Source organism: Actinomyces sp. ZJ308, assembly GCF_011752065.1.
Taxonomy (GTDB): Bacteria; Actinomycetota; Actinomycetes; order Actinomycetales; family Actinomycetaceae; genus Actinomyces.
Map to the genome: position 1 here is coordinate 1 of NZ_JAAIJY010000006.1, position 22,712 is coordinate 22,712.

Annotated in this window: 22 protein-coding genes, 1 tRNA gene and 1 pseudogene; 19 read left to right on the forward strand and 5 right to left on the reverse strand. The window is 69.7% G+C overall.

What is annotated here, in order from left to right:
• The first annotated feature begins 19 nt into the window (after nt 1-19).
• The 3 genes from HCR68_RS04500 to HCR68_RS04510 are packed head-to-tail and all read left to right on the forward strand — an operon-like array spanning nt 20 to nt 1,586.
• A complete protein-coding gene (locus HCR68_RS04500) occupies nt 20-463 on the forward strand; it encodes an integrase core domain-containing protein (RefSeq protein ID WP_279586969.1) in 444 nt (147 codons plus the stop codon).
• Nucleotides 464-478: 15 nt separating this feature from the next.
• Entirely contained in the window at nt 479-1,405 is a 927-nt protein-coding gene (locus tag HCR68_RS04505) for a siderophore-interacting protein (RefSeq protein ID WP_347878299.1), read from the forward strand.
• Between the two features lie 34 nt (nt 1,406-1,439).
• Entirely contained in the window at nt 1,440-1,586 is a 147-nt protein-coding gene (locus HCR68_RS04510; protein ID WP_243858933.1) for a hypothetical protein, read from the forward strand.
• Between the two features lie 233 nt (nt 1,587-1,819).
• Here HCR68_RS04510 and HCR68_RS04515 read toward each other — a convergent pair whose 3' ends face one another.
• Nucleotides 1,820-3,118 (reverse strand): AI-2E family transporter, encoded by a 1,299-nt coding sequence (locus HCR68_RS04515; RefSeq protein ID WP_167146755.1) that lies wholly within the window; start codon nt 3,116-3,118, stop codon nt 1,820-1,822.
• 217 nt (nt 3,119-3,335) lie between these two features.
• Complete coding sequence (locus tag HCR68_RS04520) at nt 3,336-4,160, reverse strand: alpha/beta fold hydrolase (RefSeq protein WP_167146757.1); 825 nt, start codon at nt 4,158-4,160, stop codon at nt 3,336-3,338.
• 40 nt (nt 4,161-4,200) lie between these two features.
• On the opposite strand from HCR68_RS04520, the gene HCR68_RS04525 reads away from it, so the two are divergent.
• The 6 genes and pseudogenes from HCR68_RS04525 to HCR68_RS04550 all read left to right on the forward strand — a co-directional run bounded on the left by HCR68_RS04525 (nt 4,201) and on the right by HCR68_RS04550 (nt 10,476).
• Nucleotides 4,201-4,683, forward strand: a complete 483-nt coding sequence (locus tag HCR68_RS04525) for an S-ribosylhomocysteine lyase (RefSeq protein WP_167146760.1) — start codon at nt 4,201-4,203, stop codon at nt 4,681-4,683.
• 319 nt (nt 4,684-5,002) lie between these two features.
• Nucleotides 5,003-5,977 (forward strand): annotated as a pseudogene (locus tag HCR68_RS04530) (ATP-binding protein).
• A gap of 302 nt (nt 5,978-6,279) precedes the next feature.
• Nucleotides 6,280-7,023: a 5'-methylthioadenosine/S-adenosylhomocysteine nucleosidase gene (mtnN, locus tag HCR68_RS04535; RefSeq protein ID WP_167146763.1), complete on the forward strand. Its 744-nt coding sequence runs from the start codon at nt 6,280-6,282 to the stop codon at nt 7,021-7,023.
• A 198-nt stretch (nt 7,024-7,221) separates the two neighbouring features.
• Nucleotides 7,222-8,373 (forward strand): AAA family ATPase, encoded by a 1,152-nt coding sequence (locus tag HCR68_RS04540; RefSeq protein WP_167146766.1) that lies wholly within the window; start codon nt 7,222-7,224, stop codon nt 8,371-8,373.
• Nucleotides 8,370-9,032 (forward strand): DUF4276 family protein, encoded by a 663-nt coding sequence (locus HCR68_RS04545; RefSeq protein WP_167146769.1) that lies wholly within the window; start codon nt 8,370-8,372, stop codon nt 9,030-9,032. The genes HCR68_RS04540 and HCR68_RS04545 overlap by 4 nt, the downstream gene beginning before the upstream one ends.
• A 175-nt stretch (nt 9,033-9,207) precedes the next feature.
• A complete protein-coding gene (locus HCR68_RS04550; protein ID WP_167146772.1) occupies nt 9,208-10,476 on the forward strand; it encodes a DUF4143 domain-containing protein in 1,269 nt (422 codons plus the stop codon).
• Nucleotides 10,477-10,526: 50 nt separating this feature from the next.
• Here HCR68_RS04550 and HCR68_RS04555 read toward each other — a convergent pair whose 3' ends face one another.
• A complete protein-coding gene (locus HCR68_RS04555) occupies nt 10,527-10,844 on the reverse strand; it encodes a thiamine-binding protein (RefSeq protein WP_167146775.1) in 318 nt (105 codons plus the stop codon).
• Nucleotides 10,845-10,932: 88 nt separating this feature from the next.
• On the opposite strand from HCR68_RS04555, the gene HCR68_RS04560 reads away from it, so the two are divergent.
• Nucleotides 10,933-11,463, forward strand: a complete 531-nt coding sequence (locus tag HCR68_RS04560; RefSeq protein ID WP_167146778.1) for a MerR family transcriptional regulator — start codon at nt 10,933-10,935, stop codon at nt 11,461-11,463.
• A 148-nt stretch (nt 11,464-11,611) separates the two neighbouring features.
• Nucleotides 11,612-12,040, forward strand: a complete 429-nt coding sequence (locus HCR68_RS04565; RefSeq protein ID WP_167146781.1) for a carboxymuconolactone decarboxylase family protein — start codon at nt 11,612-11,614, stop codon at nt 12,038-12,040.
• 104 nt (nt 12,041-12,144) lie between these two features.
• On the opposite strand, the gene HCR68_RS04570 is transcribed toward HCR68_RS04565, so the two are convergent.
• A complete protein-coding gene (locus tag HCR68_RS04570) occupies nt 12,145-13,728 on the reverse strand; it encodes a TrkA C-terminal domain-containing protein (protein ID WP_167146784.1) in 1,584 nt (527 codons plus the stop codon).
• Nucleotides 13,729-14,200: 472 nt separating this feature from the next.
• Between HCR68_RS04570 and HCR68_RS04575 the strand changes: the two genes are divergently transcribed.
• From HCR68_RS04575 to HCR68_RS04595, 5 genes are all read left to right on the forward strand, one after another.
• Nucleotides 14,201-14,893 (forward strand): TetR/AcrR family transcriptional regulator, encoded by a 693-nt coding sequence (locus tag HCR68_RS04575; RefSeq protein WP_167146787.1) that lies wholly within the window; start codon nt 14,201-14,203, stop codon nt 14,891-14,893.
• Nucleotides 14,890-16,215 carry a twin-arginine translocation signal domain-containing protein gene (locus HCR68_RS14165; protein ID WP_243858934.1) on the forward strand — a complete coding sequence of 442 codons (1,326 nt, stop codon included), beginning with the start codon at nt 14,890-14,892 and terminating at the stop codon, nt 16,213-16,215. The genes HCR68_RS04575 and HCR68_RS14165 overlap by 4 nt, the downstream gene beginning before the upstream one ends.
• 188 nt (nt 16,216-16,403) lie before the next feature.
• The gene (locus HCR68_RS04585) at nt 16,404-18,794 is read left to right on the forward strand and encodes a carbon starvation CstA family protein (RefSeq protein WP_167146790.1); all 2,391 of its coding nucleotides are present in this window, start codon (nt 16,404-16,406) and stop codon (nt 18,792-18,794) included.
• Nucleotides 18,791-19,126, forward strand: coding sequence for a YbdD/YjiX family protein (locus tag HCR68_RS04590; protein ID WP_167146793.1), 336 nt, complete (start codon nt 18,791-18,793; stop codon nt 19,124-19,126). Before HCR68_RS04585 ends, HCR68_RS04590 begins: the two co-directional genes overlap by 4 nt.
• Nucleotides 19,127-19,207: 81 nt before the next feature.
• On the forward strand, nt 19,208-19,645 hold the full coding sequence (locus tag HCR68_RS04595) for a VanZ family protein (protein ID WP_167146796.1): 438 nt from the start codon (nt 19,208-19,210) through the stop codon (nt 19,643-19,645).
• A gap of 125 nt (nt 19,646-19,770) precedes the next feature.
• Here the strand turns inward: HCR68_RS04595 and HCR68_RS04600 are convergent.
• Nucleotides 19,771-19,854 (reverse strand) — tRNA-Leu (locus HCR68_RS04600).
• A 256-nt stretch (nt 19,855-20,110) separates the two neighbouring features.
• On the opposite strand from HCR68_RS04600, the gene HCR68_RS04605 reads away from it, so the two are divergent.
• The 3 genes from HCR68_RS04605 to HCR68_RS04615 are packed head-to-tail and all read left to right on the forward strand — an operon-like array spanning nt 20,111 to nt 22,712.
• Nucleotides 20,111-20,818, forward strand: a complete 708-nt coding sequence (locus HCR68_RS04605; RefSeq protein ID WP_003788601.1) for a DUF3662 and FHA domain-containing protein — start codon at nt 20,111-20,113, stop codon at nt 20,816-20,818.
• Nucleotides 20,815-21,291 carry an FHA domain-containing protein gene (locus tag HCR68_RS04610; RefSeq protein ID WP_167146799.1) on the forward strand — a complete coding sequence of 159 codons (477 nt, stop codon included), beginning with the start codon at nt 20,815-20,817 and terminating at the stop codon, nt 21,289-21,291. The genes HCR68_RS04605 and HCR68_RS04610 overlap by 4 nt, the downstream gene beginning before the upstream one ends.
• Nucleotides 21,288-22,712, forward strand: coding sequence for a protein phosphatase 2C domain-containing protein (locus HCR68_RS04615; protein ID WP_167146801.1), 1,425 nt, complete (start codon nt 21,288-21,290; stop codon nt 22,710-22,712). Before HCR68_RS04610 ends, HCR68_RS04615 begins: the two co-directional genes overlap by 4 nt.

A 22,712-nucleotide genomic window follows, 5' to 3' on the forward strand; every position in this document is an offset into this window, starting at 1 on the left:
TGGGCCGGGTTCGTCTATCTTGCTACGGTTCTGGACTGCTGCACCAAGAAGGTCGTGGGGTATGCGATGGCCGAGCCATGTGCGCACCTCGCTGGTGTGTGAGGCCATCGATATGGCGGTCAGGCGCTGTCCGGTTGAGAAAGGTGCGACAGTCTTTCACTCCGACCGGGGCAGTCAGTACACGTCTCAGAAGTTTCTGGACCACCTGAAGTCCTATGGTATCCGGCCGTCCGTGGGTCGTACGGGGGTGTGTTGGGACAATGCGTGGGCGGAATCCTTCAATGCCACGCTCAAGAATGAGAGAGTGCATAGAATGGTGTACCCCACGAGACAGAAGGCGATCAACGATATTGCCTCGTGGATCGAGCTGAGATACAATCATGTGCGCCTTCACTCAGCCCTGGGATACCGCACACCTAACGAGGTCGAGCAAGAATTCCTGGGCCTAACCAAGGCAGCCTGAAACACCAAACAAGCAGTGTCCGAAAAACACCCAGCAGCCCACACCGTGGCGGCGATCCGTGACATGACGCCCTCCATGCGGCGCTTCACCTTCGTCGGGGAGGAGCTGGCGCACTTCGCCGACCCGGGCTGGGACCAGCGGATCAAGCTGGTGCTGCCGGCGCCGTCGTCGGGCTACGAGCAGCTGCCCGACGGCGAGGACTGGTACGGCCGGCTGCTGAGACTGCCCGAGGAGCACCGGTGCCCGATCCGCACCTACACGACCCGCTCGGTGCGCTACGACGCCCCGGTTCCCGGCGGCGCGACCGGCACCCGGGCCGAGGTGGATGTGGACATGGTGGTGCACGATCCGCTGGGGCCGGCCTCGCGCTGGATCCACACCGCTAAGCCCGGCACCCCGGCGGTGCTGCTGGGCCCGAACCGCCAGTGGGACGGTGAGTCCGGGGGCGTGGACTTCGTGCCGCCGCGGGTGACCGAGCGCTTCCTCCTGGGCGGGGATGAGACAGCGGCGCCGGCGATCGCCCGGATCCTGGAGGACCTGCCGGCCGGCGCCCAGGGCATCGCCGTCGTCGAGATGCCCGGAAAGGCCGATGCCGCCTACCTGCCCGAGCATCCCGGGATCGAGGTGCGGGTGGCCGGGCGCGGGGGGCGTGCGCACGGGGAGGTGCTCATCGAGGGCGTGCGCCGGGCCGCGGCGGAGCTGTGCCCGGTGGGGGTGCCCCAGGAGGTGGAGGAGATCGACGTCGACCGCGAGCTGCTGTGGGACGTGCCGCGCCACGCCAAGGGCGGGGACGCGCTCAAGCGCACGAGCCTGTACGCCTGGCTCGCCGGGGAGGCGGCCGCGGTACGCACGATGCGCCGCCACCTGGTCAGTGAGCGCGGCATCGACCGGCGCTCGGTGGCCTTCATGGGCTACTGGCGCCAGGGCCGCGCCGAGGGCTGAGTCCGAGGAGTCCGACGTCGACCTGCTCTTCCACATGGACCAGCCTTTCGGACTCATGGATCTGGCCGGGCTGGAGATCGAGCCGGGGACGATCCTCGGCACCGACGTCGACCCGGTGCCCGACACCAATATCCGCCCAACCATGCGAGATCGGATCATCTCCGAGGCGGTCCCGCTATGAGTCCCACCAGCAGAACAAGCGCTGAGATCATCGTGGAAGCCCTTCGAGCCTGGGAAGAGACCGGATCGACCCGCTAGTGCGCCGGCCGGGATCGAGGACGTACTTCTCCCGCCGGGACTGCGTTCTCTCGCAGATGACTGGGGACGGACCTCAGTCATCTGCGGGAGAACGCAGTCCTCGTGGAGGAACGCAGTCGCCGATTCGCCGACGGCGACCGGTGGGTCCTGCGGCGGTCAGTCCTCCTGGGTGCGTCGGTGGCTGCCGGTAGGCGCGGGGCCGTCAGCGTTGCCGGCGTCGTCGGCCTTCTTCGCGGCCTCCTTCTTGGAGTCGCCGGCCTTCTCGGCGCCCTGCTCGACGGCGGGGCGGCCGTGGTCGGGGTCATCCGCTCCGACGCCGTCGCCGTCGAGGTCGAGCTCGTCGAGCACGTCCTCGTCGAGCTCATCGGGGTCGCGTACGGGCGAGTCTCCGGCGGACAGGAAGATGCCCACCCAGCGCGAGCGCGGGTCGGAGTCGATGAGGAGGGCCTTGACGAACAGGGTCAGCGGCACCGCCAGGATCGTCCCCAGCGCCCCGATGACGGTGGACCAGAACAGCAGGCACAGGAACGTCGTCGTCGTGTTGAGCCCCACCGCGTCCCCGGTGAACTTGGGCTGGATGAGGGACTGGATGACGAAGTTGGCCGCCACGTAGGACAGGACCACCCACAGCGCCGTCCAGGGGCCGGAGTCCACCAGCCCCAGGATCGCCGGCGGCACCACGCCCAGGACGAACCCGATGTTCGGGATGTAGTTGGTGATGAAGGAGACCACGCCCCAGGTGACCGCCATCGGCACGTCCAGGTACCACAGGGTCAGGACGTTGATGACGGCCACGATGAGACCGAAGACCGTCGAGACCATCCAGTAGGAGCGCACCGCCTCGCAGAAGGAGACGAGGGCGGTGGCCATCCCCGGCTTGAGGACGTTCAGAGCAGCCGTGCGGATCTCGATCTTGGCGGTGTCGAACATGAGGAAGACGACCACCATCGCCATGACGCCGAGCATCGCGCCGGCCGAGGTCAGCTGCCCCAGGATCGTCTGCGCCACCATGACGAGCCGGGAGGTGTCCAGGACGTCGGTGACCTGCCTGAGCACCGTGGACTGGTCGACGCCCATACTGTTGAGCCGGGCCTCGGCCTGCTGCCAGATCGCCTGGAACTTGGGGGCGTACTGCGGGAGGGTGTCGACGAGCTGGGCGACCGCGACGGCCAGAGCCGCGAACAGTAGGACGACGAAGGCGAAGATGAGCAGGATCGCCGCCGTCGCCGCGAGCACGCGCGGCACGTGACGGCGCGTCATCCAGGACACCAGCGGCCGGACCGTCACCACGAGGGTCAGGGCGAAGAAGGCCGGGGCGAAGAGGTCCTTGATGAGGTAGAGCCCGACCGATCCGATCGTCAGCGCCGCCAGGAGGTAGGCGATGGTCTCCCCCTGCGTGCGCTCCCCGGGGACGGGGACGGAGGCCTTCCGGGCTTTTTCCGACACAGCTGCCATGCCCGCATCCTCCCACGGGCGCGCGGCTGAGCGGCGGCGCGGCCCCTGCGCGCCGCCGGAGTTCTCCGTCTCTCCCGCGGCCGACCACGTGTGCCCCGTCGCGGTCGTACCATAGGTCGCGCGGTCGGAGCGGTAGAGGGTACGACCGCGCGAGCTACCCTACGAACACGCCGATGCCTCATCTGCTCTCGCAGCAGGACCTATGGCCGGCCTACGCTCAGCCCACAGGCAGGACCTCGGTGAGCCAGGCGTCGACGGTGCGGTAGAAGGCCTCCGGGTCGCTGCGGCGCACCTGGTGGCCGGCGTCGGGGACGAGGACCGGGGTGATCCGGGGGTTGCCGGCGGCGGTGGCCAGACCCTCGCGGCCCACGCGCGCGCTGCCGGGCCGGTCGCCGGTCAGGAGCAGCGCGGGGACGTCGAGCGCCGCCATCGCCTCCTCCCAGCGGACCTCGGGGGTGACGACGCCGGCCAGCAGCAGGCCCGGGTCGGTGCGCTGGGAGGCCCACACGCCCGGGAGGGCCTCGACGTCGGGCATGGTCTCCAGGGCACGGCCGACGGCGGCGGGCAGGTCGGCGACCTCGGCGGCGCGGGCCCGTTCCCGGGCGGCGCCGCGGGCCAGGAGCTCGCACGGGCTGCGGGTGCCGAAGCGGGCCGGGTCCTCCAGGACGACGCCGGTGACCAGGTCGGGGCGGCGCCCGGCGGCGACCATGGCGGTGGCCGCGCCCATCGAGTGGCCGATGACGACCGGAGCGGGCGGCGCCGCCAGCCCCAGGGCGGCCCGACCGCGCGAGTCGGTGGCCAGGCCCTCCAGGACGGCGATGAGGTCCTCCACGAGCACCTCCCCGGCCCGTTCGAGCTGGGCCGGCTCCCAGCGCGGGGACAGGCCGTGCCCGCGGGCGTCGACCGCGACCACCCGGTAACCGCCTCCCACCCAGTGGTCGATGGCCTCGGCCAGGGAGACGGCCGAACCTGTGATTCCGTGGAGAAGGACTAGGGTGGGGGCGGCGTCGGCCCCCGCGACGATGCGCGCCAGTGAAGTCATGACCCCATCCTGCCCCGAACCCGCGCCGTAGGCTGGACCCATGAGCGACACGAGTGAGCAGAGCACGCCGAGGATGAACGTCGAGTCCTTCAACCTGGACCACACCAAGGTGGCCGCGCCCTACGTGCGCGTGGCCGACCGCAAGGAGCTGCCCGGCGGGGACGTGCTCGTCAAGTACGACGTGCGTTTCTGCCAGCCCAACCGCGAGCACCTGGAGATGGAGGCCGTGCACTCCATCGAGCACCTGAGCGCCGAGCTCATGCGCAATCACACCGACCGGCTCATCGACTTCTCCCCCATGGGCTGCCAGACCGGCTTCTACGCCCTGATGCTGGGGGTGGAGACCGAGGAGTTCCTGCCGCTGCTGGAGGCCGCCTTCGGCGACATCCTCGAGGCCCAGGAGGTTCCGGCGGCCAACGAGGTCCAGTGCGGCTGGGGGGCGAACCACTCGCTGACCGCCGCCCAGGAGGCGGTGCGGGGGTTCCTGGCCGCGCGCGAGGAGTGGACGCGGGTCATGGCCTGAGCAGGCGGGCTACGTCGGCCGCCCTCCTGGTCGCCGGGGACATTCGACGCCGCCAGGTGCGGTCTACGCGTGCGGGGACAGGAATCCCGTCCCCGCACGCGTGACATGTCCCCGCCTGGCTTCGGTCGACATCCGACACGGCCCTAACGACCCGGCAACCCCGGTACCGGCAAAGTCAGGGACCGGTGCCGACCCCGTCGTCGGACCTCGCCGTCGGGTCCGGTCCGACGCCGACCGTATCCTGAGGCGCACCCGCCTGCATCCACCCGCCGCCCTGCCTAAACCGCGAGGCACCGACCCGTAGAGAGCCCTGAAGTCCGTGGAGAGCATCGAGACCGTCACCATCACCAATCCCGCCAACCCCGTCCTCATCTGGTGGGTCATCGCTCAGCCGCTGCTGCTCCTGCTGGCCTACCTGGTGGGGAGGGTGACGCGCTATCTGCTGCGCGGGCGGGTCTCCGTCTCGGACGCGGCGGCCACTCTCATCGCGCTCATCGGGCTGTGGCTGGGGCTGCTGCTGTCGGGCTGGCTCTTCGAGGAGGACGACCTGTTCTCAGTCAAGATGCTGGTGACCTCCTGCGGCGTGGCAGGCCTTGTGCTCATCGTGACCTCCGCGGCGCTGGCGCGGCTCCAGCATCGCCGCACGCTCCTGCCGATCGCGGAGGTCGCCCAGATGGGCGAGTCCGACCGCCTGGAGTTCAAGTCCTCGGCCCGGTGGAACCTGCGCACGGACAAGCGCGATGAGGCGATGGAGGAGGTGGTGGCCAAGACGGTGGCGGCCTTCATGAACTCCGCGGGCGGCACGCTCCTGCTCGGGGTGGACGACACCGGCTCCCTCATCGGCCTGGGCCCGGACTACTCCACTCTCAAGCAGCCCGACGCCGACCGCTTCGAGCTGTGGCTGCGCGGCATGTAGCGCACGCGCATGGGGACGAACGCGGCGGCGCTGCCGCAGGTGGACTTCGCGCCCACGCCGGACGGGACCGCCGAGGTGTGCCGGGTCACCGCTCCACCGTCCCCACTGCCGGTTTACCTCAAGCCGGTCAAGGGGCGCGACGGGGCGGCGCTGTGGGTGCGGGTCGGCAACTCGACGCGGCGCCTGGAGGTGGACGACGCCGTCGACTACGTGATGCTGCGCTGGCCGCGGATCAACCACGTGGCCTGGCCGATCCGGCTGGGCAACTTCCTGCTGCGCCGCGACCAGTCGCGCCGGGCGCTGCCCATCAATCCGGCCGCGGCCGTCACCGCCGCCACGGCGTCCCGCAAGGACGAGGGCGCCGAGGGCATCGACTGACCGCCTGGCCGACTGGCCACCTCGCGCAGCCGGGGACATTCGACGCCGGCGGGGACCGTTCCGTGCGGGCGGGGACATCTCACGCGTACGGGTGCAGGATTTTCGTCCCCGTCCGCGTGAGATGTCCCCGTCGGAGGTCGGTGGGCACCCGGCCGCGCAGAACGTCCCCGCCAATGAGCACCCGTGCCAACGGGCGGCGCGGGTCAACGCTTTATTACCTTTAGATACCTGGCGCCAGCGGTTGTCAAGGTCGTCCCATTCGGACACTTTCAGGCCTTGGGCGCGCTCTGTAGGCTCGGCGCGTGAGTCGCACCAGTGCTGCACCCGTCATCGTCTCCTGCGCCATGGCCGAGGAGGCCCAGCCCTTCCTGAACGCCCTGCCCGAGCGCGCCGGGGCCAACCCGCCGATCCTCCTCGGCCCCGCGCAGGCATGGTCCCTCCAGCTGCCCGGCGTCGAGCGCGAGCTCATCCTGCTGCGCAGCGGGATCGGTCTGGTGGCGGCCGCCGGCGCCCTGGCTGCGGTCCTGGCTCAGACCCACCCCAGCGCCATCGTCTCGGCGGGAACCACCGGCGGGCTCGGCCGACAGGTCGAGGTCGGGGACGTGTGCGCCTCGGCGAACCTGGCCTACACCGACGCCGACGCCACCGCCTTCGGCTACGTCCGCGGGCAGACCCCGGGCCAGCCGGAGACCTTCTCCGGGGATCCGGACCTTCTGGCGCGCCTGGAGCAGGTGGGCCCGGCGGCCCTGCGCGGCGCCACGGAGTCATCGGGAACGGCCCGACTGCGCGTGGGTCAGATGCTGGCCGGCAACTCCTTCGTCACGGCCGCGAACGTGGCCGACACCCGCGAGGTCTTCCCCGCCGCGCTGAGCACGGACATGGAGTCGACGGCGCTGGCGCAGGTGGCCGCGAGCGCCGGAGTCCCGTTCCTCTCGGTGCGCGGCGTGTCCGACCTGTGCGGCCCCGAGGCGGGCCAGGACTTCCACATCGCCGCCGAGGAGGCCGCCGCCCGCAGCGCCGCGGTCGTCCTGGCGCTCCTGGCCTGAGCCTCTTTCTAGACACCTCGCGCGCCAACCATCTCGACTCGGCCCATTCGCGGGTCAGGGCACCCTGCCTCCGCACGGCTCAGGTCAGCTCAGGCCACCGCAGCTCCCGAAATCAACTCCCAGCGCCGGGGCCACCGGCCATCTCCCCTTTGAGACGGGTCGTTAGCGCACACAGCCCTTGTTGGCTAGGCTCGGCGTATGACTGCCGTGCTGGGCCGCCTTACCGTCGAGGGATTCAGGTCGATTCGTCACGTCGAGCTGGACCTGACCACGGATGTCACCGTGCTCATCGGCGCCAACGGCTCCGGCAAGTCGAATCTGGTCAGCGCACTTGAGCTGGTCTCGCGGATTTGGGACGACTCCTTCCAGGAGTACCTGCGTCGGCACGGAGGCGTGAGCAACCTTTTCTTCCAAGACGATGAGGGAACAGCCGAGCGCATTCTCATCACACTTTTGTCCGAGTTCAACGCCGAGGACAAACGAAATGGCTATCAGGTGGCGCTCACGCCAGACGAGATAAGCGGCTCCGGACAGGCGGAGCTTCATGAACAGCTGCTTTTTCAGGCAGGACGCCAGTGGCAGCGCCCTTACGACGAAGATCTTGGTTTCGGCACTCAAAGCCGGGTACGTCGTATTGTCGAGTCCCAGAACCCAGGAAAACTCAGGAATTTCGCCAGGTACGTGCGCCCTATCCTCGAAGGCTGCCGCGTCTTCCACTTCGACGACGTATCCGACAATGCTCCGGTCAAGGGATGGTCCACGGTCGGAGACGATCTGGCTCTGCGGTCGGACGCCGAGAATATCGCCGCCTACCTTCTCAGGGTTCGTCAGGAGTATCCCGAGAACTACCGGCAGATCGTCTCCGCCGTTCAACGCGCAGCCCCTTTTTTCGACGACTTCGTGCTCAGACCAGATCCATCGGAACGGATCCGGTTACGTTGGAAGCAACGAGGGCTTGACCGCACCTTCCTCGCCCGCGAGGCCAGTGACGGAACGCTGCGCTTCATCTGCCTGGCCACGCTTCTCCTGGGGCCGGACCTGCCCGCCACCGTGGTTCTGGACGAGCCGGAGCTCGGGCTCCACCCGTCGGCCATCGGGCTCCTTGCGGAGATGGCCCGCGTCGCGGGGCGGAACGGGCGCAAGGTCATCCTGGCCACCCAGTCAGTGCCGCTGCTGTCCCACTTCGACCTGGAAGAGATCGTCGTCCTGGACCGGGTCGACGGCTCCACGCAGGCCACCCGCCCCGACCGTGAGGCCCTGGAGGGCTTCCTGGAGGACTACTCCACCGGCTCACTGTGGGAGATGAATCTTCTCGGAGGCCGTCCCGCTCGCGAAGACATCAACCCATGAAACAGGTGGCCGTCCTCGTTGAGGGGCAGACGGAGGAGGTAGTCGTCAACAATGTGCTGTGCGACGCCGCCTCGTCTCGCGGAATCTGTCTGACCCCGGTCGTCGTCACCACCTCATCCACCCCTACCGGCGCGCACCGAGGCGGCGGGCACTGGAAGCACTACGACGCGAGGATCCGCGCCCTGCTCAAGGCATCCCACTGGTACCGCGTCGGCCTGCTGCTCGACTACTACCAGTACCCTCGGGGCGCTCCCGGCAGGAACACCGACCCAGCGAGTCACACCGGCGACTCCAGCTCTGGTCGGCAGCCGGCGCTGATCGATGCCCTTCGAGGCGAGTACCCCGACCCACGGTTCCGTCCGCTCGTCGTCCTCCATGAGATCGAGGCTCTTGTTCTCGCAGCCATCGACGCCGGACAGGGTGATGGCCTGCTTCCACGTCAGGGGCTGACCGACTTACGACAGGCCATCGTCTCCGCCGGCGGACCCGAACAGGTCAACAGCGGTCCCGGCACCGCCCCGTCCAAGCGCCTGGAAGCGGCTGACCCCCGCTACATGAAGACCGTCACCGGCCCTCTCCTCATCGCCGAGGCGGGGCTCGGCGCCATCCTCGCGCGCTGCCCCACCTTCAGCGCCTGGTGGGAGGACCTGCTGGCCTGACCGCCCTGCGCGTCACCGCCCTTCGCCCTCCCGCGGAACGAAGGCCGACGTCGGGCAACTGACGGCCTCGATTCTGCAGATCCCCCACTTCAAGTCCTGCAAACTCCTCACTACAGCACCTGCAAATTCCCTACTAGACTCCCTGCAAGTTCCTCACTTCACCTAGACTGACGTCATGGACACCGCTGAGGTCACGGGAACCAGCTACCTGCCGCGCGCCATCGATCCACTGATGACCCGCGTCCTGGAGTCGACCGGGGCGGCCATCCTCGAAGGCCCTCGCGGCTGCGGCAAGACGATGACGGGGTTGGCGCACGCGTCCTCCTACGCCCTGCTCGACACCCCCGAGGCACAAACGGCTGCCGAGATCGACCCGCGCGTACTACTGGCCGGAGCCAGCCCGCGCCTCCTTGACGAGTGGCAGCTCATTCCCCAGATCTGGAACCTCGCACGCAGAGAGGTCGACTTCTCCGCCGAGCACGGGCGCTTCATCCTCACCGGCTCGGCCGTACCGGCCGCCGACCCCATCCGGCACACCGGTGCGACACGGTTCATCCGAGTCCGTCAGCGCACCATGACCTGGGCGGAGAAGGACAACCGTCTCAACGACGACGGCGTCTCGCTGCACGCGCTGCTCGACGGGGCCCGCCCGTCGTCGTCCATGTCCACGGCTCCGCTCGACGAGATCATCCGCGGCATCCTGCGCCCCGGATTCCCCGGTCTGCTGAACGCTCCATCAGACATCGGGGCACGCAGCATGGAGAGCTACATCAAGGACATCGCAACCACAGACCTCAACCGACTTGCGAACCTGCGCTCCGAGCCCGCAGTCATCGAGCAGCTCATCACGTCACTAGCCCGCTCCACCGCAAGCGACGTCTCCCAGTCGACCCTGCGTCAGGACATATCGCGAACGCTACCCGCACCGTCGGAGGCCACTGTCGCCAAGCTGCTCGAACTGTTGGAGCGCGTCTTCATCCTTGAGACGATCCAGCCCTGGGCGGTCTCCCTGCGCTCCAAGGCCCGCCTGCGTCGTTCACCCAAGTACCACCTGGCCGACCCGGCGCTGGCCGCGGCCGCATTGCATGCCGACGCCGCCCGCCTCGGCGCAGATCTCGAGACGCTCGGTTTTCTGTTCGAGTCCGCGGTCATCCATGACCTGCTGGTCTACACCGAGGCCTTGGGAGGACACCTCTACCACTATCGCGACTCCAACGGACACGAGATCGACGCGGTCATCACCATGCCCAATGGAACCTGGGCCGCCATTGAGGTCAAGATCGGTGGCGGGCAGGTACAGCGCGGAGCCCAGAGCCTGGCCTCAGCCATCGCCCAGATCGACATGGCACCTCCCGCATTCAAGGCAGTGATCACCGGGACAGGTTTCAAGGCGACCCTGCCGGATGGCACGATCACATTCCCACTGCACGAGCTTCGCCCCTGAACCCGACTGGGCCAGCCATCTGAAGAAGGATCAGCCTGCCTTGGCGCCACTCAGTCGGCTCGGTCGACCTGTCGCAGGCGGGCCTCGACGCGCTCGACCTTCGCGGTCATCTGGCCGGTCCAGCCGGGGCGGATGTCGGCCTTGAGGACGAGCGCCACGCGCGGGCTCACCTCGGCGACCGCCTCGCAGGCCCGCTTGACCACGTCCATGCACTCGTCCCACTCGCCCTCGATCGTGGTGAACATCGACGTCGTCTCATGGGGCAGGCCGGAGTCGCGCACCACGCGCACGGCCCGGGCCACCGCCTCGGAGACCGAGCCGTCGGGCGCATCAGTGGTGGTCGGGGACACGGAGAAGGCGAGAAGCATGCGGCCAGGCTAACCCCGCGGCGTCGCCCGGGCCGCCACTTCGGCAGCTCTTGCCTTCGAGCGCGCTCGAAGCCCTACGGTCGACGTCATGACCACCACGAGCCCTCCGAACAGCGAGTCCGACGGCGCCCGGCTCCGCCAGGCGCTCCGGCTCGCCTCCGTCCCGCCCAGCGACGACGTCGGACCGGACCCCTGGCCCGATGCGGCCGGATGGGACATCGCGACCACCGCCGACCGCCTGGGCGTCAGCGCCCACACCCTGCGCTACTACGAGCGGATCGGGCTCGTGCGTGTGGGGCGCTCCACCTCCGGGCACCGTCGCTACGACGCCGCGGCCGTGCGCCGCCTGGCCTTCCTCACCCGGATGCGGACCTCGGGCATGACGATCCACGACCTGCGGCGCTATGTCGACATGGTCGAGGCCGGTCGGGACACGGTGCCCGAGCGCCTGGCCATGCTCACCGAGCACCGCGAGGCGCTGCGCGGCCGAATCGACGAGCTGCGGCTCGCGCTGGAGGCCACCGAGTACAAGATCGCCGGCTACACCCGCCAGCTGGAGGAGCAGGCGGCCGCGAAGGATGCCGACGACGACGCACCCGGCACCCGCCAGGCCCCATGACTCGGCAGGGCTCCGGCAGCCGTCCCGGCGCCGGCGTCGTCAGCGGGCCCCGGCGGCGGGCTCCGTAGACCGGCTCCGCAGCACCTCCGGCAACCAAACCCATCACCACCAACATCATCAACGCTGACACCAGCAAGGAGAACCCATCATGACCACTGCGCCCGTCCACCCCCAGTACGACGTCGACAGCCCCGAGAACCTGACCCGGCGCGAGCGCGGCCTGGAGGTCGCCCGCGCGGTCGACGGCGAGGCGGCCCAGGCCGTCATCGACTCCCTGGCCGACATCAGCCCGGCGCTCGGCCACCACATCGCGGCCTTCGGCTTCGGGGACGTCTACGCCCGCCCCGGCCTGGACCCGCGCAGCCGCCAGCTCGTCACCATCGGCGTGCTCACGGCCCTGGGCGGCTGCGAGCCGCAGCTGCGGATCCACATCGGGGCCGCCCTCAACGTGGGCCTGACCCGTGAGGAGGTCATCGAGGCGATCCTGCACGCCTCGGTCTACGCCGGCTTCCCGCGAGCGCTCAACGCCACCTTCGTGGCTCGTGAGGTCTTCGCCGAGCGCGACGCCGCCGCCTGAGCCCCGCTGTCCCGACGACGTCGGCCTCAACTTCGACAAAAAATTCATACGCGACGCGGAGCCGTGTCGCGTATGAATTTTTTGTTGAAGTTTGTGGCTGGGGACTAGACGGCCACGAGCACTTGGACCATGACGATCTTGACGACGATGGCCAGGGCGAACAGCGTGGCGTAGCCGGCCTCGATGCGCTCGTCGTCGCGCTTGGACAGGGCGAAGGCGAGGATCGCGGGCTGACCGACGAGCCCGGCCAGGCCCCCGGCGGCGCGCTGCGCGGACACCCCGGCCCAGCGTGCCCCGGCCAGCAGGACGATCGCGTTGACCGCCACGATGAGCGCGGCGAGCACCCCCACCTTGAGCCCCGTCGTCGAGAAGGCCGAGGCCGCGAAGTCGGGCCCGGAGGCCAGGCCGATAGCGGCCAGGAAGAACAGCAGCCCCAGCTGGCGGATGGTGGCGTTGGCGGCGTGCGGCAGCCCCCACAGGAAGGGACCGGTGCGCCCCACCCGCCCCAGGACCATGCCGACGACGAGCGGCCCGGCCGCCACCCCGAGCCGCAGGGTGATACCGCCGGGCAGCGGGATCGCGACCAGTCCCACCAGCACGCCCAGTGCCATGCCGACGCCCACGGAGAAGGCGTCGATCTGGGCGATGGAGCGCTCGGAGTCGCCGAACCAGTCGGCGGCCCTCTCCAGCTCGTCGCTGGGCACGACCGCCAGCACCCGGTCACCGAGCTCCAGGACGAGGTCCTCGCGGGCCAGCAGGTCCAGGTCACCGCGCTTGACGCGGGTGATGACGCCCTGGAAGCGCCCGGGCATGTCCACCTCGGCGATGGTGCGTCCGGCCACGCGCATCGAGGAGACGGTCAGGCGCCGGAAGTCGACGACGCTGCGGTCCTGGGCCAGGCACTTGTTGAGCCCGGTGCCCAGGTCGTGCACGGCGGCCTCGACGGCGGCCGGCGCCCCGACGATGACGACCTTGTCCCCGGGCAGCAGCTCCTCGCCGGGGGCGACGACGCGGGTGTGCCCGTCGCGCTCGAGGTAGGAGATGCGGATGCGCCCCTCCTTGAAGGCCTCCATCTCGCCGAGGGCCACGTGCTGGAGCAGGTAGACGCTGGTGGCGGTGATGCCGTCGGCGCTGGCGGGGCGCGGGTCGCGCCGCCCGGGCCAGGACCGGCCCACGACCCCGGCCACGATGAGGATGGCGACGGCGACGCCCACGGGATAGGCCAGGGCGTAGCCGACGGCGGGCTCCTGGGTTCCGGCCGCCTCGATGGCGGCATCGAGCACCGGTGAGGTCAGCGCGCCGGCGTAGGCGCCGGAGTCCATGGCCGGGCTCACGCCGGTCAGGCGGGAGAAGAGGCCGCCGGCCCCGCCGGCCAGGACGAGGGCGAGGACGCACAGGGCCATGAGCGGCAGCTGTCTGCGCAGGTCGCGGAAGAAGGTGTTGCCGGCGGCCAGGCCCACGGTGTAGCAGAACAGCGCCAGGCCCAGGCTGCGCAGCAGGGTGAGGTTCGCGCCCAGGCGGGGGTCGAGGGCCCCGACCGCCAGTCCCACGAAGAGCGCCCCGGCGGCCCCAAAGCGGATCGGCCCGAGCGGGATCTGCCCGACGGCGGTCCCCAGGCCGATGACGAGGAAGACGGTGAGGATCGGCGCCTGCGCGAGGACGTCGAGGACGGGCTGGAGCACGGACACGACGCCAGGGTAGCCGCCTGCCCCACCCGCTAAGCCCGGAGCCAGGTCTGACCCGGACACGGATACGTGTCGCCGGGGCGTGCCATAGTAAAGACGCCTTCCACGGCGGGTCACCCCTGACACCTGCTTGATTCAGCAGGGTGTCGACCCACCGAGAGGAGGTGAAGGGGATGTGCAGAAGGTACCGCCCTCGGCACACAGCACCGAAGGACGCCGGACAGTACAGAGCCCCGACGTGGTGCGAGATGGTTAGCGCCCTCGCAGCCGCCGTCGGAGCTCTTGTCAGCTTGATTCAGCTCCTCAAGGGCTGATGCCCCTTCGGGAGCCATCCGGTCGCCACCGGGTGGCTCCCTCTCATTGTGGCACGTCGCGATCCGTATGGGAACTGCAGGCACCCACCCATATGGATACCAGTGGGACACTCCTCGACACTTGTTAGAGTTTTTACTCTAACAAGGTCTACAGTGACGCCATGACTGACGACGCCCCTCGACCTTCCGCAGCTCCCGACCCCCCGAGGCCCCCGCGATCCCCCCAACGCACCGCCCGACGACGCACCGAGATCCTGGACGCCGCCCGCCACCTGTTCGCCCAGCACGGCATCGATCCGGTCACCACCAACCAGATCGCCGCGAGGGCCGGTATCAGCCCGGGGAACCTGTACTACTGGTTCCGCTCCAAGGCGGAGATCGTCCGCGCCCTGTTCGACGACTGGTCCGAGCGCATGCGTATCCCCGCCGAGCAGGTGGGCGAGCCGGCCGGCGCCCTGCGCACGCTCTGGGACCGCGCCACCCAGACTCAGCAGCCCGATCCGGCCTACGCCTTCTTCCTGCGCGACCTCTTCCCCCTGCTCCACACCGACCCGGCCCTGGCCGAGGCCTACCGCCGCAGCTACACCGCTCGTCGCGACGAGCTCGTCGGCATCGTCGAGCGCATCATCGACGCCGGGCTCCTGCGACCGCCGGCCGCACCGACCACCATTCGCGACCTCGTCAGCATGCTCTGGCTCGTCTCCGAGACCGCCCAGCCCTTCGCCGAGGCCGTCGACGACGCCCGGGTCGACTCCCAGCGCTACGGCCGCGCCATCATCGAGCCGCACCTGACCGAGACCGGTCGCCGCACCCTGCACCTGCCCGCCAATGCCGACGACGGAGACCGAGCATGACTCCACCGACCAACCCCGCCGACCAGGCCGCCCCCAGCACCGACAGCACCCGGCTCGGCGCCTCCGACGCGGTCCCCGAGCACTCCGACCAGCAGCCGCGCGAAGATCGTCGCCTCTCCCGGCGCACAGCGCTCAAGGCCGCCGGCATCGGCGGTGCGGCCCTGGCCACCGGAGCGACCGGAATCGCCGTACGCGGGGCCACCAACGGTGTCTGGAACGCCGGCCGCGGAGCGCCCTATGAGCTCTGGCGGCAGTGGACGCCGGCCAGTCCCGGCCTGCAGGGGATCGTCGCGGCCGCCACACTGGCGGCCAACCCGCACAACATCCAGCCCTGGCTCTTCTCCATCGACAACGCCGACGGCCCCGACGCTTCCACCGGCCGCATCGACCTGCACGCCGATCCCGGCCGCGTCACGCCGCTGTGCGACCCGGACGGCCGCGAGCGCACCGCCGGCTTCGGCTGCGCCCTCTACTCCATCGAGGTCGCCGCCCGCGCCCGGGGCAAACAGGCACAGGTTGAGCCCTGGCCCGGCGGCGGCTCCGAGCAGTCCGACCACGTCGCTCGCATCTCCATCACCGACGCCGGCTCGCCGACCTCTCGGGAGCAGGAGCTGGCCGCGGCGATCCCGCGGCGCCACACGTACCGCGGTCCCTTCACCGCCCGCACCCCGGAGCGGGCCACGCTCGACTCGCTGACCGATGCCGCCCCACTGGGCGCCCGGATCGCCTGGGTGACCGAGGCCTCCGCCGTGGCGGCCCTGGGCGACCTGTACGTGGAGGCCACCCGGGCGATCGCCGACGACGCCGAGATGTCGGCGGACTCCTTCGCCTGGATGCGCAATGACCGCTCGCAGATCGACGCCCACCGCGACGGGCTGACCCTGGACTGCCAGGGCCTGAGCGACGCCATGCTGGCTGCGGCCAAGATCCTGCCCGCCCAGTCGCGCGAGTCCTCCGACTCCTTCTGGGTCAAGAGCACCCGCGAGGTCCACACGGCCACGGCCCGCGCCTACGGGATCATCCGTGTCGACGACGTCTCCGATTCCCGCAGCCGCCTCGATGGCGGCCGTCTGCTCCAGCACGTCCACCTGGCCGCGACGGCCGCCGGGCTCGGGCTGCACCACATGAACCAGGTCTCCGAGCGGATCGCGCGCGACGCCGCGCAGGGCCGGCAGGACCGGTTCTCGCAGCGGTGGGCCGCCATCACGGGCGTCGCAGCGTCCCAGAGCCTGCTCGCCTTCCGCATCGGCTTCCCCGAGCGCACCGCGCGGCCCAGCCCGCGCCGGGCCCTGGGCGACGTCGTGCACAGCGCCAACGGGTAACCGGCGAGTAGCCGGCGGAAGCAATCTCCAATAGGTGGGATAAATAGGATGGATGTCAGGGCGCGGAGCCAGCTTTTCGTCGTCGGGCCCCTTCATTGCTTCCTTTCTGTGACTAGGAGGAATACCCTGGGAGCCGTCACCGGAGACGATGACGCACACCTTTTCTCGACGACGAGAACGGAATCCCGATGCCCCAGAAAGAAGCCTCCCTGCCCACCTACACGGAGCAGGAGGAGAAACGGATCATCCGCAACGCCGACGGCGTCCCGGTCGGCATACGTCCTGACAATCGATGGACACCTGCACGGATCGCCATCTGGGTGGTCATCACCGCCCTGGGCGTCCTGGGCTGGTGGATGCTGGCGATCGTGCGCGGCGAGCACGTCAACACCATCTGGTTCGTGGTCACCGCCGTGTGCACCTACGCGATCGGGTACCGCTTCTACGCCCTCTACATCCAGCGTCGCATCATGCGCCCCGACGACACCAACGCCACCCCGGCCGAGCGCATCAACAACGGGCGCGACTTCGACCCCACCCACCGCGTCGTCCTCTACGGCCACCACTTCGCGGCCATCGCCGGCGCCGGCCCGCTGGTCGGCCCGGTCCTGGCGGCCCAGATGGGCTACCTGCCCGGAACCCTGTGGATCATCATCGGCGTGCTCGTGGCCGGCGCGGTCCAGGACATGCTCGTCCTGTTCTTCTCGATGCGCCGCGGCGGGCGCTCGCTGGGCCAGATGGCCACCGACGAGATCGGCAAGATCGGCGGCATCGTGGCCACCGTCGTCGTCTTCGTCATGCTCATGATCGTCCTGGCCGTCCTGGCCATGGTCTGCGTCAACGCCCTGGCCGCCTCCCCCTGGGGCGTCTTCTCGGTGGGCATGACCATCCCGATCGCCATCGGGATGGGCCTGTGGCTGCGCTTCGTCCAGCCCGGAAAGATCACCCAGGTCTCCTTCGTCGGCTTCGGCCTGCTCATCGCCGTCATCATCGGCGGGCGCTGGGTGGCCGAGTCCTCCTTCGGCCACTACCTGCACCTGTCCCCCACCGCCCTGGTGTGGGCCATGATCATCTACGGCTTCCTGGCCGCCGTCCTGCCCGTGTGGGTCCTGCTCACCCCGCGCGACTACCTGTCGACCTTCATGAAGGTCGGCACCATCACGATCCTGGCCCTGGGCATCATCATCGTGCGCCCCCTGGTGGAGATGTCCGCCGTCACCGAGTTCGCCTTCAACACCGACGGCCCGGTCTTCGCCGGCACCCTCTTCCCCTTCCTGTTCATCACCATCGCCTGCGGCGCCCTGTCCGGGATGCACGCCATGGTCTCCTCGGGCACCAGCCCCAAGATGGTGGAGAAGGAGACCCAGGTCCGCATGATCGGCTACGGCGGCATGCTCATGGAGTCCTTCGTGGCGATCATGGCGCTGGCGGCCGCGGTCTCGCTGAGCCCGGGCATCTACTTCTCCATGAACACCTCGACGGCGACCATGAACAAGATCGCCGGCCCCGAGGTAGCCGCCTCCGCCCCCTGCAACACCGCCAACGACCCCGAGCACCACTGCGAGAGGCTCGCCGAGGCCGCCGTGGCGGGGCTCGGCGTCACCGACGCCCAGGGCCGCAGGCTCAACCCCGAGTGGGACTCCTGGGACGATCAGGGCAACCCCAAGACCTACACCGGCGCCGAGGCCCTGGAGCGCCTGGCCAGCGACGTCGGCGAGCCCAACGTCGTCTCACGCACCGGCGGCGCCCCCACCCTGTCGGTGGGCATCGCCCACATCCTCCACCAGATCGGCGGCGGGCGCGCCATGATGGGCTTCTGGTACCACTTCGCCATCATGTTCGAGGCCCTATTCATCCTCTCGGCGGTCGACGCCGTCACCCGCGTGGCCCGCTTCCAGCTCTCCGACGCACTGGGCAACGCCTTCCCCAGGTTCAAGGACCCGTCCTGGCACGTGGGCGCCTGGGGAACCACGGCCGTCGTCGTCGCCTCCTGGGGAGCCCTGCTCCTCATGGGCGTCACCGACCCGCGCGGCGGCATCCAGACGCTGTACCCGCTGTTCGGCATCGCCAACCAGCTCATCGCAGCCGTCGCCCTGCTGGTGGTCACCGTCATGGTGGTGCGCAAGGGCTACACGAAGTGGGTGTGGATCCCCGCGATCCCGCTGGTGTTCGACACGGCCGTCACCTTCACGGCGTCGTGGCAGAAGATCTTCTCCACCGACCCCCTCGTGGGCTACTTCCAGCAGTACCGCAACGCCAAGGCCCTGCTGCCCACGCTGACCGACCCGGCCAAGATCGAGGAGACCCGGGCGATCGTACGCAACACGATGATCCAGGGGACGCTGTCGATCGTCTTCCTGGTCATGGTCGCCTTCGTCATGGTCTGCGCCCTCATCCGCATCATCCAGACGATCCGCAACCGCGACACGACGACGTCGGAGGACCCCTACCAGGAGTCCAACTTCTACGCGCCCGAGACGATGATCGCCTCCTCGCTCATGAAGAAGGTCTCCCGGGAGTACGAGCAGGTCGGTGACCCGGCCCTCATCCCCCACAGGGCCCACGCGGAGAAGTCATGACGCGGACCTCTCCGACGGCGCAGCCGGCGGGTCAGGAGACGGGACGGGAAGCGGGACCGGAAACGGGACGGCCGGGCACCCGTCGTCGGGTGCGCGAGGCCCTGGCCCGGGCCCGCGGCCTGTGGCGGGACCTGACCGGGGAGTCGGCCTACGACCGCTACCTGGAGCGCTACGCCCGCGAGCACGCCGCCTGCCCGCACCGCCCCGACGACGCCCACGGCTCGAAGCACGATTCAGGGCACGGCTCGGGGCACGGCCCCATGAGCGAGCGCGAGTTCTGGCGCGCCCGGTCCAAGCAGGCCGAGACGGAGATCAACGCCAGCTGCTGCTGAGTCCTGGAGCACACTCCTGTGCTCCGATCGTTACCGCCCGCCTTCCGAAGACCTCGGAGGACGGGCGGTAGCGTCGTGAACGTGCCCACCCAGCAACCCCCCGAGGCCCCGCACAGCACCTCCCACGAGCGGATCGCCCGTGGCGCGGCGGTCATCCTCCTGGTCGTCACCTGCGTGACGGTCGTGTGGCCCTCCGGCCGCGAGGTGGCCGAGCTCAAGGACTCGCTGGGGCCGGCCTTCCTCAGCTCGGAGGGCAAGGACGTCGTCCTCAACCTGGTGATGCTGGCGCCGGCCACCTTCTGCGCCGTCGCGGGCTGGCGGGACATCCCCTGGTGGGCGTGGGCGCTGGTGGGCTGCGTCGTCGGGCTGAGCGCCGAGGTGCTCCAGAGCCTCCTGCCGATGCTGGAGCGGCGGCCCTCGCTGGCCAATGTCGGTCAGAACGCCGTCGGCGCCTGGGCCGGGGCACTGGCCGCCTGGTACCTGCTGCGCCGCCCGCACCCCCGGACCGCCTCGGGCTGAGTCCCCTCCCTCAGCGCAACGGCGCGGTCTCACGGAGGCCGACGGCTCACCCGCATTCACCGCACCGCGGACAGTGAGCGGACAGTGAAAGGCCCGGACCTTACGGCCCGGGCCTTTCCGTTCTGTGCGCGGGGGGGGACTCGAACCCCCATGATCGTAAGATCACACGGACCTGAACCGTGCGCGTCTACCAATTCCGCCACTCGCGCGAGAAGCGAGCATGAGACTAGCCCGTCACCCCGGCCGTCGTCCAATCCTCAGACCCCCATTCAGCCGTGAGACCGCTCACGACACAATTACCTCACACAGAGGCGGCCGTCTTCCCTGCGATGACTTCGCTACCGTTACGATGGGAACGGTATCGGCCTGCATGCAGGTCCGTGCAGGCCCATAGCGAGGCGGGACAGTCCCGCCTCCCGGCTCCATCCCGGGGGCCGCCACACCACATTGGGGGAGGTACTGTCCATGGGATTCCTGGACAAGTTCGAGAAGGGCGTCGAGAACGTCACGAACCGCGCCATGTCCCGCTTCTCGGACGACATCGAGCCCATCGAGATCGCCTCGAAGCTCCGCGAGACCATGGACAAGCGCGCCGCGTCCTTCGCACGCGATCGCTCAGTGGTTCCCAACATCTTCCGCATCCACCTCACCCCGCCGAGCATCGAGCGCATCACGGCCTGGGGCCAGGACGAGATGGTGCGCCAGATGGAGGAGGTCGCCACCTCGCACGCCGCGGACCAGGGCTACTCCTTCGTCGGACCGGTCGAGGTCTCCTTCCTGGTCAACAACAACCCCAACGCCCCGGCCATCGAGATCGAGTCCTCCACACGGCGCGGCGCCGCGGCCCCAGCCGCCTCAGCGACCGCCACCCCGGCGCACCCGATCGTCGACATCAACGGCCAGCGCTACCTGCTCACCGGCCCGGTCACCGTCATCGGGCGCGGCTCGGAGGCGGACATCATCGTCGACGACTCCGGCGTCTCACGCCGCCACCTGGAGATCCGTCTGACGCACGGCAACGCCATCGCCAGCGACCTGGGCTCAACCAACGGCACCTTCGTCGAGGGCCAGCGGGTCGACGCCGTCACGCTCGTGGACGGCAACACCCTCACCATCGGCCGCACCCAGATCCTGTTCTGGGACGGCACCCAGAACAGCGGAGTCAACGGTTGAGCGCACTCGCCTTCACGATCCTGCGGCTGGGCTATCTGGTCCTGCTGTGGTTCTTCCTGTACCTCATCGTGCGCGTCATGCGACGCGACATGGCCGACTCCCCCGCCGCCGCCCCAACGCGTCGGCGCTCCGCGAATGCCTCCGAGCAGCCGGCCGGTCCTCCCCCGCGAGGCCGACGCCGTAGCGCCACCCGCCTGGTCATCACCGAGGGCCCCCTGGCCGGCTCGACCGTACCCCTGAGCCCCTCGTCGATCATCATCGGCCGCTCACCCTCGTGCACCCTGGTCCTGGACGACTCCTACGCCTCGTCGCGCCACGCCCGCGTCTTCCCCAAGGACGGCGCCTGGTGGCTGGAGGACCTCGGCTCCACCAACGGAACCATGATGGACGGCCGCCCCGTGCACGGCGCCGTGGAGCTCCCCATGAACATTCCTGTCAGAATCGGCCAAACGACGCTGGAGCTGCGCTCATGACCATCTCCCTGCGCTTCGCCGCGCGCTCCGACGTCGGCCTGGTCCGCCAGTCCAACCAGGACTCGGGCTACGCCGGCCCCCACCTGTGCCTCCTGTGCGACGGGATGGGCGGGCCCGCGGGCGGAGACATCGCCTCGGCGGTCGCCATCGAGCACCTCATGCCGCTGGACGCCGACTCCCACCAGGCCGGCGAGCTGCTGGGCCTCATGCGCGACGCCGTCCAGGCCGCGCACACCGAGCTCGTCACCCTGTCCTCACAGGACCCCGACCTCGCCGGACTGGGCACCACCTGCATCGGCGTCATGCGCAGCGGCAACAAGCTCGCCATGGTCCACGTGGGCGACTCGCGCGCCTACATGCTGCGAGACGGCACCCTCACCCAGGTCACCACCGACCACACCTTCGTGGAGTACCTCGTGGAGACCGGGCGACTCACCCGCGACCAGGCCCGCCAGCACCCCCAGCGCTCCGTCCTCCTGCGCGTCCTGGGGGACACCGAGGGCGAGGTGCAGCTCGACGAGTCGATCCGCGAGGCCGTTCCCGGCGACCGCTGGCTGCTGTGCTCCGACGGCCTGAGCGGCCCGGTGACCGCCGAGACCATCGGTGAGGTGCTGGCCGGCGTCGCCGACCCCGGTCAGGCCGCCGACCAGCTCGTCGACCTGGCGCTGCGCGCCGGCGGACCGGACAACGTCACCGCCGTCGTCTTCGACGTCGTCAAGGACGACCCCGAGCCGCAGACCGTCCCCCAGGTGGTGGGCAGCGCCGCCACCGAGCGCCTGGCCCAGGAGCGTGCGGCGGCGGCCCACCGCGAGGCCGGTGGGGAGACCGAGGCCAAGGACACCGAGGGCGCCAGCCCCGCCGCCAAGGCCGCGGCCCTCATGGCCACCCTGGAGGAGCAGCCCGGCTCCACGAAGGACTCCTCCGACGTCGACGACGCCATTGCCGCCGAGGCAGCCACCCAGGAGAAGGCCCGACGCCGTCATCGCCGTCGGATCCTCGTGGGAAGCATCGTGCTGCTGGCCACTCTCGTCGGTGCCAGCGCCCTGTTCTACCGCTGGACCCAAACCCGCTATTACGTCTCCACCTATGACGGCCAGGTCGCCATCTACCAGGGGATCCCCCAGTCCATCGGCCCCCTCAAGCTGAGCCACTCGGTCAAGGCCTACGCGGACCTGCCGGTGGAGAGGCTCGACGACAACATCCGCGAGCGCCTGGAGGCCACCGTCACCCAGAGGTCGATGAGCGACGCGCAGACCTACGTCGACAAGACGGTGCGCTCCTACCTCAAGCCGACCGGCTCCCAGCAGGACCCCTCAGGCTCCACGGCCTCGCCCTCCCCCGCCACGACTCCCACGCCCGCTCCCGCGCCGGAGGCACCCGCCGAGCCGGCTCAGCCCGATCAGGCCGGGCAGGAGGGATGA

Coding starts and splice junctions, on each gene's coding strand:
- HCR68_RS04585 (WP_167146790.1), top strand. CDS start 16,404: ATGCCCCAGAAAGAAGCCTCCCTGCCCACCTACACGGAGCAGGAGGAG.
- HCR68_RS04560 (WP_167146778.1), top strand. CDS start 10,933: ATGACCACCACGAGCCCTCCGAACAGCGAGTCCGACGGCGCCCGGCTC.
- HCR68_RS14165 (WP_243858934.1), top strand. CDS start 14,890: ATGACTCCACCGACCAACCCCGCCGACCAGGCCGCCCCCAGCACCGAC.
- HCR68_RS04515 (WP_167146755.1), bottom strand. CDS start 3,118: ATGGCAGCTGTGTCGGAAAAAGCCCGGAAGGCCTCCGTCCCCGTCCCC.
- HCR68_RS04545 (WP_167146769.1), top strand. CDS start 8,370: ATGAAACAGGTGGCCGTCCTCGTTGAGGGGCAGACGGAGGAGGTAGTC.
- HCR68_RS04565 (WP_167146781.1), top strand. CDS start 11,612: ATGACCACTGCGCCCGTCCACCCCCAGTACGACGTCGACAGCCCCGAG.
- HCR68_RS04615 (WP_167146801.1), top strand. CDS start 21,288: ATGACCATCTCCCTGCGCTTCGCCGCGCGCTCCGACGTCGGCCTGGTC.
- HCR68_RS04605 (WP_003788601.1), top strand. CDS start 20,111: ATGGGATTCCTGGACAAGTTCGAGAAGGGCGTCGAGAACGTCACGAAC.
- HCR68_RS04510 (WP_243858933.1), top strand. CDS start 1,440: ATGGACCAGCCTTTCGGACTCATGGATCTGGCCGGGCTGGAGATCGAG.
- HCR68_RS04590 (WP_167146793.1), top strand. CDS start 18,791: ATGACGCGGACCTCTCCGACGGCGCAGCCGGCGGGTCAGGAGACGGGA.
- HCR68_RS04520 (WP_167146757.1), bottom strand. CDS start 4,160: ATGACTTCACTGGCGCGCATCGTCGCGGGGGCCGACGCCGCCCCCACC.
- HCR68_RS04540 (WP_167146766.1), top strand. CDS start 7,222: ATGACTGCCGTGCTGGGCCGCCTTACCGTCGAGGGATTCAGGTCGATT.
- HCR68_RS04525 (WP_167146760.1), top strand. CDS start 4,201: ATGAGCGACACGAGTGAGCAGAGCACGCCGAGGATGAACGTCGAGTCC.
- HCR68_RS04550 (WP_167146772.1), top strand. CDS start 9,208: ATGGACACCGCTGAGGTCACGGGAACCAGCTACCTGCCGCGCGCCATC.
- HCR68_RS04575 (WP_167146787.1), top strand. CDS start 14,201: ATGACTGACGACGCCCCTCGACCTTCCGCAGCTCCCGACCCCCCGAGG.
- HCR68_RS04555 (WP_167146775.1), bottom strand. CDS start 10,844: ATGCTTCTCGCCTTCTCCGTGTCCCCGACCACCACTGATGCGCCCGAC.